Origin of the sequence: Streptococcus sp. FDAARGOS_256 (assembly GCF_002289235.2) — a bacterium.
Taxonomy (GTDB): domain Bacteria; phylum Bacillota; class Bacilli; order Lactobacillales; family Streptococcaceae; genus Streptococcus.
In genome coordinates, this window is record NZ_NTGM02000001.1 from 63,731 (window position 1) to 77,774 (window position 14,044).

General features: G+C 39.8%; 11 protein-coding genes and 9 tRNA genes. 18 read left to right on the forward strand and 2 right to left on the reverse strand.

Annotated elements, in window-relative coordinates:
- The first annotated feature begins 12 nt into the window (after nucleotides 1-12).
- From A6J84_RS00510 to A6J84_RS00550, 9 genes are all read left to right on the forward strand, one after another.
- Nucleotides 13-86: transfer RNA gene (locus A6J84_RS00510), tRNA-Pro, on the forward strand.
- Between the two features lie 5 nt (nucleotides 87-91).
- Nucleotides 92-165, forward strand: a tRNA-Met gene (locus A6J84_RS00515).
- A gap of 13 nt (nucleotides 166-178) precedes the next feature.
- Nucleotides 179-252 (forward strand) — tRNA-Ile (locus tag A6J84_RS00520).
- Nucleotides 253-263: 11 nt separating this feature from the next.
- A tRNA-Ser gene (locus tag A6J84_RS00525) sits at nucleotides 264-353 on the forward strand.
- A gap of 11 nt (nucleotides 354-364) precedes the next feature.
- A tRNA-Met gene (locus A6J84_RS00530) sits at nucleotides 365-438 on the forward strand.
- A 3-nt stretch (nucleotides 439-441) separates the two neighbouring features.
- Nucleotides 442-514: transfer RNA gene (locus tag A6J84_RS00535), tRNA-Phe, on the forward strand.
- 16 nt (nucleotides 515-530) lie between these two features.
- Nucleotides 531-601, forward strand: a tRNA-Gly gene (locus tag A6J84_RS00540).
- Nucleotides 602-634: 33 nt separating this feature from the next.
- Nucleotides 635-708, forward strand: a tRNA-Ile gene (locus tag A6J84_RS00545).
- Nucleotides 709-714: 6 nt separating this feature from the next.
- Nucleotides 715-802 (forward strand) — tRNA-Ser (locus A6J84_RS00550).
- A 76-nt stretch (nucleotides 803-878) separates the two neighbouring features.
- Here A6J84_RS00550 and birA read toward each other — a convergent pair.
- Nucleotides 879-1,814 (reverse strand): bifunctional biotin--[acetyl-CoA-carboxylase] ligase/biotin operon repressor BirA, encoded by a 936-nt coding sequence (birA, locus tag A6J84_RS00555; protein ID WP_049501568.1) that lies wholly within the window; start codon nucleotides 1,812-1,814, stop codon nucleotides 879-881.
- A complete protein-coding gene (locus A6J84_RS00560; RefSeq protein ID WP_049478407.1) occupies nucleotides 1,811-2,671 on the reverse strand; it encodes an AraC family transcriptional regulator in 861 nt (286 codons plus the stop codon). The genes birA and A6J84_RS00560 overlap by 4 nt, the downstream gene beginning before the upstream one ends.
- A gap of 107 nt (nucleotides 2,672-2,778) precedes the next feature.
- On the opposite strand from A6J84_RS00560, the gene A6J84_RS00565 reads away from it, so the two are divergent.
- The 9 genes from A6J84_RS00565 (at nucleotide 2,779) to A6J84_RS00605 (ending at nucleotide 13,820) form a co-directional block, all read left to right on the forward strand.
- Complete coding sequence (locus A6J84_RS00565) at nucleotides 2,779-4,941, forward strand: alpha-galactosidase (RefSeq protein WP_095725823.1); 2,163 nt, start codon at nucleotides 2,779-2,781, stop codon at nucleotides 4,939-4,941.
- A gap of 34 nt (nucleotides 4,942-4,975) precedes the next feature.
- Nucleotides 4,976-6,226, forward strand: a complete 1,251-nt coding sequence (locus A6J84_RS00570) for an extracellular solute-binding protein (RefSeq protein WP_095725824.1) — start codon at nucleotides 4,976-4,978, stop codon at nucleotides 6,224-6,226.
- A gap of 18 nt (nucleotides 6,227-6,244) precedes the next feature.
- Nucleotides 6,245-7,117, forward strand: coding sequence for a carbohydrate ABC transporter permease (locus A6J84_RS00575; RefSeq protein ID WP_033584257.1), 873 nt, complete (start codon nucleotides 6,245-6,247; stop codon nucleotides 7,115-7,117).
- Nucleotides 7,118-7,133: 16 nt separating this feature from the next.
- Nucleotides 7,134-7,967 carry a carbohydrate ABC transporter permease gene (locus tag A6J84_RS00580; RefSeq protein WP_000711270.1) on the forward strand — a complete coding sequence of 278 codons (834 nt, stop codon included), beginning with the start codon at nucleotides 7,134-7,136 and terminating at the stop codon, nucleotides 7,965-7,967.
- A 195-nt stretch (nucleotides 7,968-8,162) separates the two neighbouring features.
- A complete protein-coding gene (gene gtfA / locus A6J84_RS00585; RefSeq protein ID WP_033606274.1) occupies nucleotides 8,163-9,605 on the forward strand; it encodes a sucrose phosphorylase in 1,443 nt (480 codons plus the stop codon).
- A gap of 132 nt (nucleotides 9,606-9,737) precedes the next feature.
- Complete coding sequence (locus A6J84_RS00590) at nucleotides 9,738-10,931, forward strand: O-antigen ligase family protein (RefSeq protein WP_095726474.1); 1,194 nt, start codon at nucleotides 9,738-9,740, stop codon at nucleotides 10,929-10,931.
- 143 nt (nucleotides 10,932-11,074) lie between these two features.
- Nucleotides 11,075-11,518, forward strand: a complete 444-nt coding sequence (locus A6J84_RS00595) for a MarR family winged helix-turn-helix transcriptional regulator (protein ID WP_095725825.1) — start codon at nucleotides 11,075-11,077, stop codon at nucleotides 11,516-11,518.
- A gap of 72 nt (nucleotides 11,519-11,590) precedes the next feature.
- The gene (locus A6J84_RS00600) at nucleotides 11,591-12,319 is read left to right on the forward strand and encodes an ABC transporter ATP-binding protein (RefSeq protein ID WP_000575227.1); all 729 of its coding nucleotides are present in this window, start codon (nucleotides 11,591-11,593) and stop codon (nucleotides 12,317-12,319) included.
- The gene (locus A6J84_RS00605) at nucleotides 12,312-13,820 is read left to right on the forward strand and encodes an ABC transporter permease/substrate-binding protein (protein WP_095725826.1); all 1,509 of its coding nucleotides are present in this window, start codon (nucleotides 12,312-12,314) and stop codon (nucleotides 13,818-13,820) included. Before A6J84_RS00600 ends, A6J84_RS00605 begins: the two co-directional genes overlap by 8 nt.
- The last annotated feature ends 224 nt before the right edge of the window (nucleotides 13,821-14,044 follow it).

The window sequence follows — 14,044 nt, forward strand, 5'->3', positions numbered from 1 at the left end:
TTTTATTTAACGCGGGAAGTAGCTCAGCTTGGTAGAGTACTTGGTTTGGGACCAAGGTGTCGCAGGTTCGAATCCTGTCTTCCCGATTCATGGCGGTGTAGCTCAGCTGGCTAGAGCGTCCGGTTCATACCCGGGAGGTCGGGGGTTCGATCCCCTTCGCCGCTATATTGATCTTGTTGGACCTTTAGCTCAGCTGGTTAGAGCTCTCGGCTCATAACCGAGTGGTCGTAGGTTCAAGTCCTACAAGGTCCATTGTAAATAATGGAGGATTACCCAAGTCCGGCTGAAGGGAACGGTCTTGAAAACCGTCAGGCGTGTAAAAGCGTGCGTGGGTTCGAATCCCACATCCTCCTTTTTATATTAACGCGGGATGGAGCAGCTCGGTAGCTCGTCGGGCTCATAACCCGAAGGTCGTAGGTTCAAATCCTGCTCCCGCAATTTGGCTCGGTAGCTCAGTTGGTAGAGCAATGGATTGAAGCTCCATGTGTCGGCGGTTCGATTCCGTCTCGCGCCATATTTTATTTTATTAAGCGGGTGTAGTTTAGTGGTAAAACTACAGCCTTCCAAGCTGTTGTCGCGAGTTCGATTCTCGTCACCCGCTTTGAACGAAAGTTCATACCAAGTTTTTGAACTTGGGCGCGTAGCTCAGGTGGTTAGAGCGCACGCCTGATAAGCGTGAGGTCGGTGGTTCGAGTCCACTCGTGCCCATTAATAGGAGAATTACTCAAGAGGCTGAAGAGGACGGTTTGCTAAATCGTTAGGTCGGGTAACCGGCGCGGGGGTTCGAATCCCCCATTCTCCGTACGTTAAGAGAGCTGTTAGGCTCTTTTTTTGTATGTAAATCCCCCTTCTAAATCATTAAAAGGGGGATTTGTTTATTACCAACCCGTTAGTGATATTTCTCCGCTATTTAGCCAGATAGTATGTTTATCTTCAAATTCGACTTGTAGTTGGCCGGATTCTGAGATTTCTTTTGCAAGACCTTTCTCAAATTTTCCGTCTAGCTGGAAAGTAACTTCTTTTCCAAGAACGATTGATCTTTCTTTATAGATATAAAGTAGCTCATCTGAATCCGTATTGTAGAAACAATTCCATATTTCGCTGATGAGCTCATTACGACTAATTGGTGCAGGTGGCATAAATAGGCTGCCTGCTTTTTCTTTTAGGTCTTCTGGGAAGTCTGCTATAGAAAAATTTATACCAAGTCCGATAATGACGTCTGTAACCAAGCCTGTCTCAACTGATGTCATCGCTTCAGTGAGGATACCTGCTATCTTTTTATTTTTAAAGTAGATGTCATTTACCCATTTGATATCTACTTCTATCATAGTTAGGTTTTTAATGGCTTTGTAGACTGCAGCAGCTACAAGGAGAGTATAGGAAGGGAGTTTTTCATAAGGAAGATTGGGTTGAACATGCAGGGACATATAGATCCCCCCCTGAGATGGAGAATAGTAGCGGCGCTGAAAGCGGCCACGACCTGCTGTTTGACAGGTTGAAAGATAGAGTGTATTTCCTTTGTTTCCAGCTTCAATCCCTTCTTTTGCATCTGTTTGGGTTGATTTGGTCTCAGGTTTGTAGCGAATGGTTAAGTTGGTGTTCTCCTGAATCAAATCAGGCAATATCAGATCGCCTTGAATAAGCTTATAGCCTCTATTTTTGATACTGTCAATTTCTAGGCCTTCTTGTTGAAGACGTTGGATCGCTTTCCATATGGATGTACGGCTTAAATTCAGTTCTTCTCCGATTTTTTCTCCGCTAACATAATCGTTTTCTCTAGCTAATATTTGGTAGACTAGTTGGTGTGATTTCATTGATTTTCCTTTCTAGCTAAGAGGGAGTGAGAGTATTCTTTTCGAGTTTGACTAGGTGTTTTATGAAAAAACTGTTTGTAGGCTTTTGAGAAATGTAGTGGGTCTGAAAAACCTACAGAATATGCAATGACTTTGATCGTTTCATTTGTGTGTTCTAGTAACTGTTGAGCACGGTTCATTCGAACGAAAAGTAAATACTCTTTTGGAGAGAGTTGGTGAAATTCTTTAAACACACTAGTTAAGTAACTTCTATGAACCGATAGCTCTTTTGCTAAATCTTGAATGGTGAGCGATCGTGGATAGTGACTATCAATTAATTGTTTGCAGTCAAGATAGAGCTGGTGAGTTGATGAAATATTCTCTTTTTTCTGATTGGGAGCAATCGTTCCTAGATGAAACATTAGTTCATGGAGTTGTCCCATGATGTGGAGTTGAGCCAATTCATTAGATTTTGTAATCTGAGCAAAGCAGACAATATCTGAGATGAGTTTTGCAGTTGTTTGTGTATGACAGTTATTTGACTGGATGAGGTAGGATTGGTCAGAAATTTGAGATAGAGCAAAGTAGTCAGGTGCCCTCCCTCCAGTGATCCCCAACCAGTAGTAAGCCCAAGGATCCTGGCTATCTGCTTGATAGAATGTTAATTCATCTGGTTTTAGTAAAAAGAAATCTCCTGCCTTTAAATCAACAATTTTCCCCTTATAATGGAATTGACCTTTTCCTTTAGTAATGTAATGTAGTACATAGGTATCTCGAATAGCTGGACCAAAAGAGTAATTAGGCGTGCATTCTTCATAACCGTAGAAGCTAAGAGAAAGATCAATTGTTCCAGTCTGGTATTCTGAAAAAACGAGCATGGGCCACCTCCTACCTAACATTTTACCATACTTTGTAGACATTTCTCTATTTTAGAAAGCGCTTTTATGTGCTAAAATTTTATCAAGAAATAGATGAGGTACAATTTATGGGAGTTCGAATAGAGAATAATCTATTTTACGTTGAGAGTAAAGGTTTAAGTTTGATTATTGAAAATAGGGATGGATTCTTATTATTAAAACATTTAGGAAAGACTATTAAGAACTATAGAGGGGCTAATAGTGTTTACGAACGCGATCATGCTTTTTCTGGTAATCCCATAGCTACTAATCGAACCTTTAGTTTGGATACGCAACGTCAGATTTTTGGACAACATGGTTTGGGTGACTTTAGAAAACCAACTTTACAGGTTCAACATGATGCAACTGAAGTAACAGACTTTCGATTTGTAGAAGCAAAGATTTTAAAAGGTCAGAATGGTCCACAGGGCTTACCTTCTCCTCACAGCATGGATGCTACAGAGACGCTTGCCTTGATTTTAAAAGATTCTAAGGCTCAACTTAGTCTGACTTTGTATTATACAGCTTTTGATAATGATGCGACAATTGCTAGTTACAGCAAATTGGAAAATAATAGCAATCAGGAAGTTGTCATTTATAAGGAATTTTCTTTTATGGCTGATTTTCCTGCTGCAGCTTACGAAATAGTAACTCTGCAGGGAGCTTATGCTCGTGAAAAGACTGTCCGACGTCAACAGGTAGAGCAAGGAATCTTTTCGATTAGTTCGAACCGTGGAGCTTCTGGGCATGCTCAAACACCTGCTCTTATATTATGTGATCAAGGAGTTACAGAGGATGCTGGGAATGTGTTTGCTATTCAACTGATGTATAGTGGAAACTTCGAAGCTTTTGTCCAAAAGAATCAACTGAATGAAGTTCGGGTGGCTATTGGCATTAATCCAGAAAACTTTTCTTGGAAGTTAGATCCTGAGGAAAATTTTGAAACACCGGTAGCTTTAGTGACCTATTCAGATAAGGGATTAACTGGTATTAGTCATGAAAGTCAGAATTTTGTACTTAAGCACATTATGCCAAGTAAATTTTCTAAAAAAGAGCGTCCAATTCTAATCAATAACTGGGAAGCTACCTACTTTGACTTTCAGAGAGAAAAACTGTTAGAACTAGCTGATGAAGCTAAGAAAGTTGGAATTGAACTTTTTGTATTAGATGATGGGTGGTTTGGTAATCGCTTTGATGATAATCGTGCTTTAGGTGACTGGCGTGTTAATGAGGAAAAATTGGGTGGAAGTCTAGAAAGTCTGATTTCAGCGATCCATGAAAGAGGTTTGCAGTTTGGGCTTTGGTTAGAACCGGAGATGATTTCTGTTGATAGCGACTTGTATCGCAAACATCCTGACTGGGCTATTCAGGTTCCAGGTTATGAGCATACCTATTCTCGAAATCAATTAGTACTTAATCTTGCCAATCCTCAGGTAGTAGAATATTTGAAAAATGTTTTAGATGAACTCCTCTCTCATCATAAAATTGACTACATCAAATGGGATATGAATCGTAATATTACTAATTTGGGGAATGGTTTAGCTTATCTGGCAACTCAAATGCAGTCTCATCAGTACATGTTGGGGCTTTACGAACTCGTTTCTTATCTGACAGAGAAACACAGTCATATTCTCTTTGAGTCCTGCTCTGGTGGTGGTGGACGAAATGATCTTGGTATGATGCGTTATTTCCCACAAGTCTGGGCTAGTGATAATACTGATGCTATTGCACGTTTACCAATTCAATACGGTTCATCCTATCTCTATCCAGCCATTTCTATGGGGGCTCATGTGTCAGCAGTACCAAATCATCAGATGGGACGAATGACACCATTGGAAACTCGTGGTCATGTGGCAATGATGGGAAATCTGGGTTATGAGCTTGATTTGACAAGTTTATCAGATGAAGAGAAGTCTGAGATTGCTAATCAGGTGAACTTGTATAAAGAATTGCGACCAGTAGTCCAGTTGGGAAATCAGTATAGGTTAATCAATCCCGATGCTGAATCCAATGAAGCAGCTGTACAATTTAACTATGGAAATCAGACGATCGTAACCTACGTCCGAGTCCTATCAGTTGTGGAAACAATGGAAACCACCTTGAAACTGAAAGACTTAGAAGTGGAAGGGCTTTATGAGCTGGAAGGGACAAACATTGTTTATTCGGGTGCAGAGCTCATGTATGCAGGTTTAACTGTTACCTTATCACCAGGAGATTTTTTGAGTAGACAGTATAAATTCAAGAGACTATAATAAAAGCGTATAAATTTATCAAGGAGGCATTCCAATGAAATGGTATAAGAAAGCAGGTTTTCTTTTAGTAGCTGGGGCAAGTTTACTAGGCCTAGTGGCTTGTGGTCAGAACAATCAATCAGCTGATGGAAAGGTAACGATTGAGTTTTTTAACCAGAAGACCGAGATGGCAGATACCTTGCAAAGGATAGTGGATGATTTTGAGAAGGAACACCCTAATATTGATGTGAAGCTGACTACAGTACCTTCAGCTGGAATTGTTCTAAAGACTCGTATTTTATCAGGAGATGTTCCAGATATTATTAATATCTATCCTCAAAATATGGATTTTCAGGAGTGGGCAAAAGCAGGTTATTTTGCAGATATGACAGAAAAACCCTATCTTGAGAACATCAAGAATGACTATGCCGAAAAGTATGCAATCAATAACAAGATTTATAGTGTGCCATTAACAGCCAACCTTTATGGAATCTATTACAATAAAACGAAGTTTAAAGAATTAGGACTTGAGGAACCGAAGACTTTTAAAGAATTTCAAGAGATTGTCAAAAAGATAAAAGATAGTGGGAATTCTCCATTTGCGGTTGCAGGCAATGAAGGCTGGACATTAAATGGTTACCACCAACTTTCTCTCATTACCCTTACGGGTAGTGGAGACGCGGCTAATAACTATCTTCGCTTTTCAAAACCAAACGCAATCTCTGCAGATGATGCTATTTTAAAAGCAGATGCAGAACGACTCGATTTATTAGCAGATAATGCTCAAGATGGTTGGCGTGGTGCCTCTTATAATGATGCGGTGGTAGCATTTTCGAGTGAAAAAGCCTTGATGATGCCACAAGGATCATGGGCATTAGCCGCAATTAATCAACAGGATCCAAAATTTGAGGTGGGGATGTTCGCCTTCCCTGGAGAAGAAGTAGGAAAAGAAGTCACTGTTGGTGCAGGGGACATGGCATTATCAACTTCAGCTACTACCAAACATCCGAAAGAAACCGAAGAATTTATCAGCTATATGACTAGTCCAAAAGCTATGCAGTCATACTATGATGTAGATGGATCACCAGTTGCGGTGAAAGGCATACAGGAAAAAGAAGATTCAGCGCTTGCAGCTATTTCTAAACTGGCTTTTACGGACAAACATTATGTTTGGTTGGGCCAACGCTGGAACTCTGAAGAAGACTTTTTTAATCTAAGTGCAGGTTACCTGATGGATAAAAATCTGAAAAATATGGCAAACAATCTCAATGCTTTCTTTAATCCAATGAAGGCAGATTTGGACTAGAATAGGAGTTAAGATGATATGGCTATTCGAAAATTTTTAAATAAATACTGGGGTTGGACATTTTTGCTCATCCCGCTTGCTTTACAAGCTATCTTCTTTTACTTTCCAATGGTACAAGGTGCTTTCTATAGTTTGACTAACTGGACTGGATTGACCTATAATTATAAATTTGTTGGTTTAAATAACTACAAATTGCTGATGATTGATGGGAAATTCTTCACAGCCATAGCCTTTACTTTGATTTTAACTCTGGCATTGATTATTGGAGAGATTACGATTGGGATGGTTGTGGCACGAGCCTTAAATTCGAAGATGAAGGGGCAGACCTTCTTTAGAGCTTGGTTCTTTTTCCCGGCTGTTTTGTCTGGTTTGACAGTTTCCTTGATTTTTAAACAATTCTTCAACTATGGGCTTCCAACGATTGGAAAAATTTTAGGAATTAGCTTTTTACAAGAGAGTCTATTAGGGACACCTGTCGGAGCGGTAGTAGCAACTATTTTTGTTCTTCTATGGCAAGGAGTAGCAATGCCAATTATTCTCTTTCTTGCTGGTCTTCAGAGTATTCCAAATGATATTTTAGAGGCAGCATCAATTGATGGTGCAACAAGTAAACAAACCTTTTGGAAGATTGAATTACCCTATTTACTGCCAACGATTTCAATGGTTTTTATCTTGGCTCTTAAGTCTGGTTTGACAGCCTTTGACCAAATTTTTGCGTTGACGAGTGGTGGTCCAAATAATGCTACAACGTCTCTTGGACTTTTAGTCTACAACTATGCTTTCAAGAGTAATCAATATGGATATGCGAATGCAATTGCCTTGATTTTATTCTTAATTATTGGAATTGTTTCTCTGATCCAAATCAAGTTATCAAAGAAATTTGAAATCTAATAGAGGAGTCCTACACATGAAAAAAGAAGAAAAATTGAATCAGTTTTGGAAATACGTCCTCTTGATAGTCGGTGGTATTCTTATACTTGTTCCTTTGTTGGTAACGGTATTTAGTTCTTTCAAGACAACTAAGGATATCATGAATCATTTCTTTAGTTTGCCCAATCCTTTTACCTTAAGTAATTATGAACGATTAATTTCGGATGGGATTGGAGGCTATTTCTGGAATTCAGCAGTTATTACGGTGTTATCATTGATTGTAGTAGCTTTCTTTATACCAGCTGCAGCTTATTCCATTGCTCGAAATATGTCCAAGAAAAAAGCCTTTGCAATTATGTATTCGCTCTTGATCTTAGGGATATTTGTTCCATTTCAGGTGATTATGATTCCCATCACAGTTATGATGAGTAAACTCGGTCTAGCAAATATGTGGGGGCTAGTAATACTCTACCTAACTTATGCTATTCCACAGACCCTCTTCTTGTATGTTGGTTATATAAAAATCAGTGTACCAGATAGTTTGGACGAAGCTGCGGAAATTGATGGGGCTGATCGTTTTACAATTTATCGTCGAATCATTTTTCCAATGTTGAAGCCCATGCATGCGACAACTTTGATTATCAATGCTCTCTGGTTCTGGAATGACTTTATGTTGCCACTCTTGATTCTGAATAAAGATTCCAAGATGTGGACTTTGCCTCTCTTCCAATACAACTACCAAGGTCAGTACTTCAATGACTATGGCCCAAGTTTTGCATCTTATATTGTGGGAATTGTAACGATAACTATTGTCTATCTCATCTTCCAAAAACATATCATTTCAGGAATGAGTAACGGGGCAGTGAAGTAAGAAAGTGCTTAGGGAATTTATAATTCCATACATAGAGGAACAGTTCAGCTTGTTTACAATTCTATGTAGAAAAAAGAAAGTAGTACTTAGTTGCTTGCAGTCTATATTAGTACTGAACAAAAATCTAAAAATATCTTTCATTTACGAAGCCAGGTCATATAAGACTTGGCTTTCATCAGAAAAAGGAGACCATCTATGACCATTCAAAATAAAACTATGTTGATTACTTACTCAGATAGTCTTGGAAATAACCTTAAAGACTTGTATGAGAATTTGGAAGAACATTTTGGCGATGCTATTGGGGGAGTTCACCTTCTGCCATTTTTCCCGTCAACAGGTGATCGTGGATTTGCGCCAGTTGACTACGATGAAGTGGATCCAGCGTTTGGTGATTGGGAGGATGTTAAGCGTTTAGGTGAGAAATATTATCTTATGTTCGACTTTATGATTAACCATATTTCTCGTCAATCGAAATATTATAAGGACTATCAAGAAAAACATGAAGCTAGTGAATTTAAAGATCTCTTTTTAAACTGGGACAAGTTTTGGCCGGAAAATCGTCCGACACAAGCTGATGTAGATTTAATTTACAAGCGTAAGGATCGTGCACCAAAGCAAGAGATCGTTTTTGCAGACGGTTCAGTAGAACATTTGTGGAATACCTTTGGTGAGGAGCAGATTGATCTTGATGTGACCAAAGAAGTAACGATGAGCTTCATCCGTAAGACGATTCAACATCTAGCAAGTAACGGGTGTGATTTGATTCGCCTAGATGCTTTTGCTTATGCGGTGAAGAAATTGGATACCAATGATTTCTTTGTGGAACCAGATATTTGGGACTTATTGGATAAGGTCCGGGATATAGGAGCTGAATACGGTGCAGAGCTCTTACCTGAGATTCATGAACACTATTCGATTCAGTTTAAAATAGCGGATCATGATTACTATGTTTACGATTTTGCCCTTCCAATGGTGACCCTTTATACTCTTTACAGTTCCAGAACAGAGCGCTTAGCTAAGTGGTTAAAGATGAGCCCGATGAAGCAATTTACGACACTAGATACCCATGATGGGATTGGAGTGGTAGATGTCAAGGATATCCTGACCGATGAGGAAATTGACTATGCTTCAAATGAGCTCTATAAGGTTGGAGCGAATGTCAAACGTAAGTACTCTAGTGCAGAGTATAACAATCTAGATATCTACCAAATCAATTCAACCTACTATTCTGCACTTGGAGATGATGATGTCAAGTACTTCCTCGCTCGTTTGATTCAAGCTTTTGCGCCAGGCATTCCTCAGGTTTACTATGTGGGTCTATTAGCAGGAAAAAATGACTTGAAATTATTAGAAGAAACCAAAGAAGGTCGAAATATTAATCGTCATTACTATAGCAATGAGGAAATAGCAGAAGAAGTTCAACGTCCTGTGGTGAAGTCCCTTCTCAATCTATTTTCTTTCCGTAATCGGTCAGAGGCCTTTGACCTAGAAGGGACTATTGACATTGAAACACCAACAGCTCACAGCATTGTAATCAAACGTCAAAATAAAGACAAGTCCGTAACAGCAGTAGCAGAAATTGATTTGCAAAGTCAGACCTATCAAGTAGTGGAAAACGGTAGAAACATTCAGTTCTAGTGCCATATTAATGAAAGATTTTTTTTGTGGCGAAAACGTGTTCATTGTTCCCAAATGACGGAAAAAATGGTAGAATATAAAGATAGTTTAGCATTTATCTTCTGGAGAAATCCAGAACAGAAAGGATCCGTTTTGAAATCAATTGGATTACTGGATAAGATAAGAGGGCTTTCGAAAAAAGATTTCTTTTTGTATCTGATGATCATGAGTATCTTTTTACCTTTTTATTTGTTCTTATCACTCTTTGCTTTATATTTGATAGGTTTACTTGTTACTGGGGAGATGAAGGGAATTATCAAAGGATTAGCCAAACATCCTGTACTTCTCTTTTTTATTGCCTACAGTAGTGTCATTTCCATCGTCGCCAAGAACTGGCTTGGTCTAGCAGCATCTTTCCTGATGCTCCTATTTCTTATTTTCTTTAGTTTTTACCAGAAGCGTCTGACGCATGCTTTCTTTCGACTGATACTCCAGACGGTTTTGTTTGGTAGTGTTGTCTCTGCCGCTTTTGCTACTTTGGAGCATTTCCAAATTGTAAAGAAATTTAACTATGCCTTTCTTTCACCAAATATGCAAGTATGGCACCAAAACCGTGCAGAGGTGACCTTCTTTAATCCTAACTACTATGGGATCATTTGTTGCTTCTGTATCATGATAGCTTTTTATCTCTTTACAACGACGAAGCTAAGATGGTTGAAAGTCTTTTGTGTGCTAGCAGGTTTTGTAAATCTTTTTGGTTTAAATTTCACGCAAAATAGAACAGCCTTTCCTGCTATTATCGCTGGAGCCATCATTTATCTCTTTACGACCATTAAAAACTGGAAGGCCTTTTGGCTTAGTATTGGGGTCTTTGCGATTGGCTTGAGTTTCCTTTTTTCTAGTGATTTGGGAGTTCGGATGGGAACTTTAGATTCTTCTATGGAAGAACGCATTTCTATCTGGGATGCTGGGATGGCCTTGTTTAAGCAAAATCCTTTTTGGGGGGAGGGGCCATTGACCTATATGCACTCTTATCCTCGGATAAATGCTCCTTATCATGAACATGCTCACAGCCTTTATATTGATACGATTCTGAGTTACGGAATTGTGGGAACCATTTTATTAGCTTTGTCTTCTGTTGCTCCTGTTCGTTTGATGATGGATATGAGTCAGGAGTCGGGGAAACGTCCAATTATCGGTCTTTATCTATCTTTCCTTACAGTGGTTGCTGTGCATGGAATCTTTGACTTGGCCCTTTTCTGGATTCAGTCAGGTTTCATTTTCTTGTTAGTTATGTGCAGTATTCCATTGGAGCGTCGAACACTGGTGTCCGAAATGACAGATTAAGTTGATCAAGATTAGAGATCTTCTACTTTAGGTAGGAGGTCTTTTTTGTTGGTAGAAATTATTTCTAAGTCGAAATAGTTGACAGATGGAATAGCAGGTGTTACAATAGAGAAAATTTGATATAGAAATAAATTGGAGGAATCATGAGGGATAGTCATTTAGTTGCCCATCATATTCGTTTACTGAATGGGCGGATCTTTCAAAAGTTATTGAGTCAGGATCCTGGGTCTCTTTATCGGAGTGAACAGGGCAAGATTCTCACGGTGTTATGGAATAGTGAGACAGGTTGCGCTACGGCGACAGATATTGCGCTTGCGACTGGACTTGCTAACAATACGCTCACAACCATGATAAAGAAACTTGAGGAGCAAAACCTGGTCATCATTAGTCCATGTGGAATAGATAAGAGAAAGAAATATGTCAAGTTGACAGAGCAAGGTTGGTCGCAGAAAGAAGTGGGCAATCGTGTCAGTCAAAAATTAGATGCAATTTTTTATAAAGGCTTCTCTGAAGAAGAAATCCGTCAGTTTGAAAGCTATCAGGAACGTATTTTAGACAATCTGAAAGAGAAGGAAAATGAGGTTTAGAATGGGGTAAATTAGTTATTAAAAGTTTGGTAACTTGACCAACCGAGGGAAGTTTTAAATAGAGGACAAATAATGATCGAATATAAAAATGTAGCGCTACGCTATACAGAAAAAGATGTTTTGAGAGATGTCAATTTACGGATTGAGAATGGGGAGTTCATGGTTTTAGTTGGACCTTCTGGGTCCGGTAAGACGACCATGATTAAGATGATTAATCGTCTTTTGGAACCGACTGATGGAAATATTTACATGGATGGCAAGCGCATCAAAGACTATGACGAGCGGGAACTTCGTCTTTCTACTGGTTATGTTTTACAGGCCATTGCTCTGTTTCCCAATTTAACGGTTGCAGAAAATATTGCTCTCATTCCGGAGATGAAGGGCTGGACTAAGGAAGACATTGCGAAGAAAACAGAAGAGCTTTTAGCTAAGGTTGGTTTACCAGTAGCTGAGTATGGGCATCGACTTCCAAGTGAATTATCTGGTGGAGAACAGCAACGGGTGGGCATTGTCCGTGCTATGATTGGTCAGCCTAAGATTCTCCTCATGGATGAACCTTTTTCAGCCTTGGATGCTATTTCGAGAAAACAGTTGCAGGTTCTGACGAAAGAATTGCATAAAGAGTTTGGGATGACAACGATTTTTGTGACCCATGATACGGATGAAGCTTTGAAATTGGCGGACCGTATTGCTGTCTTGCAGGATGGAGAGATTCGTCAGGTGGCGAATCCTGAGACCATTTTAAAAGCGCCTGCAACAGACTTTGTAGCAGACTTGTTTGGAGGTAGTGTTCATGACTAATTTGATATCAACTTTTCAGGATCGTTTTGGTGATTGGGTAACAGCTCTATCTCAACATTTGCAGTTGTCGCTTTTGACCTTGTTGCTGGCTATTTTTATTGCAGTCCCTTTAGCGGTATTTCTTCGTTATCATGAAAAGATGGCGGATTGGGTCTTGCAGATTGCAGGAATTTTCCAGACTATCCCGTCTCTGGCCTTGTTGGGGCTCTTTATCCCCTTGATGGGAATTGGAACCTTGCCTGCTTTGACAGCACTAGTGATTTATGCGATTTTCCCGATTTTGCAAAATACCATCACTGGGCTAAAGGGAATTGATCCGAGTCTGCAAGAGGCTGGGATTGCCTTTGGGATGACCAGATGGGAGCGACTCAAGAAGTTTGAAATTCCACTTGCCATGCCTGTCATTATGTCTGGGATTCGGACGGCAGCGGTCTTGATTATCGGTACGGCGACCTTGGCGGCCTTGATTGGGGCAGGCGGACTGGGTTCCTTTATCCTTTTGGGAATTGACCGCAATAATACCAGTCTGATTTTGATTGGGGCCCTTTCTTCTGCAGTGCTTGCCATTGCCTTTAACTTCCTGCTAAAAGTGATGGAAAAAGCAAAATTGAGAACGATTTTCTCTGGTTTTGCCTTGGTGACCATATTGCTCGGTCTGTCTTATAGTCCAGCCCTCTTAGCTCAAAAAGAGAAAGAAAATTTGGTTATTGCTGGAAAATTGGGACCGGAACCAGAAATTTTGGCCAATATGTATAAACTCCTCATTGAAGAAAATACCAGTATGACTGCGACTGTTAAACCGAATTTTGGGAAAACAAGCTTCCTCTATGAAGCTCTGAAAAAAGGGGATATTGATATCTATCCTGAATTTACTGGTACGGTGACTGAAAGTTTGCTTCAACCAGCACCTAAAGTAGGTCATGAGCCAGATCAGGTTTATCAAGTGGCGCGTGATGGCATTGCCAAACAGGATCATCTGGCCTATCTCAAACCTATGTCTTATCAAAACACCTACGCTGTAGCTGTTCCGAAAAAGTATGGCTTGAAGACCATTTCGGACTTGAAAAAAGTGGAAGGGCAGCTGAAGGCAGGTTTTACACTCGAATTTAATGACCGTGAAGATGGCAATAAGGGCTTGCAATCAATGTATGGTCTCAATCTCAACGTAGCGACCATGGAGCCAGCTCTTCGCTATCAGGCAATTCAGTCAGGCGATATTCAAATTACGGATGCCTATTCAACCGATGCAGAGTTGGCGCGTTATGATTTGCAGGTCTTGGAAGATGACAAACAACTCTTCCCACCTTATCAAGGGGCTCCACTAATGAAAGAAGCTCTTCTCAAGAAACATCCAGAGTTGGAAACAGTTCTCAATAAATTGGCTGGTAAAATTACTGAAAGCCAGATGAGCCAGCTCAACTACCAAGTCGGTGTCGAAGGCAAGTCAGCAGAACAAGTAGCCAAAGAATTTCTACAAGAACAAGGTTTGTTGAAGAAATAGCTTGAAAATGCTAAACTCAACTTGGTTATACGCCTATACAGAAGAATGCTCAGACAATGTCGTCTGGGCTTTTTTGGTATTAGAGTTACTAAATGTCATTTAAAATGGAAAATAATACTCAATGAAAATCAAAGAGCAAACTAGAAAGCTAGCCGCAGGTTGCTCAAAGTACAGCTTTGAGGTTGTAGATAGAACTGACGAAGTCAGTAACATATATACGGTAA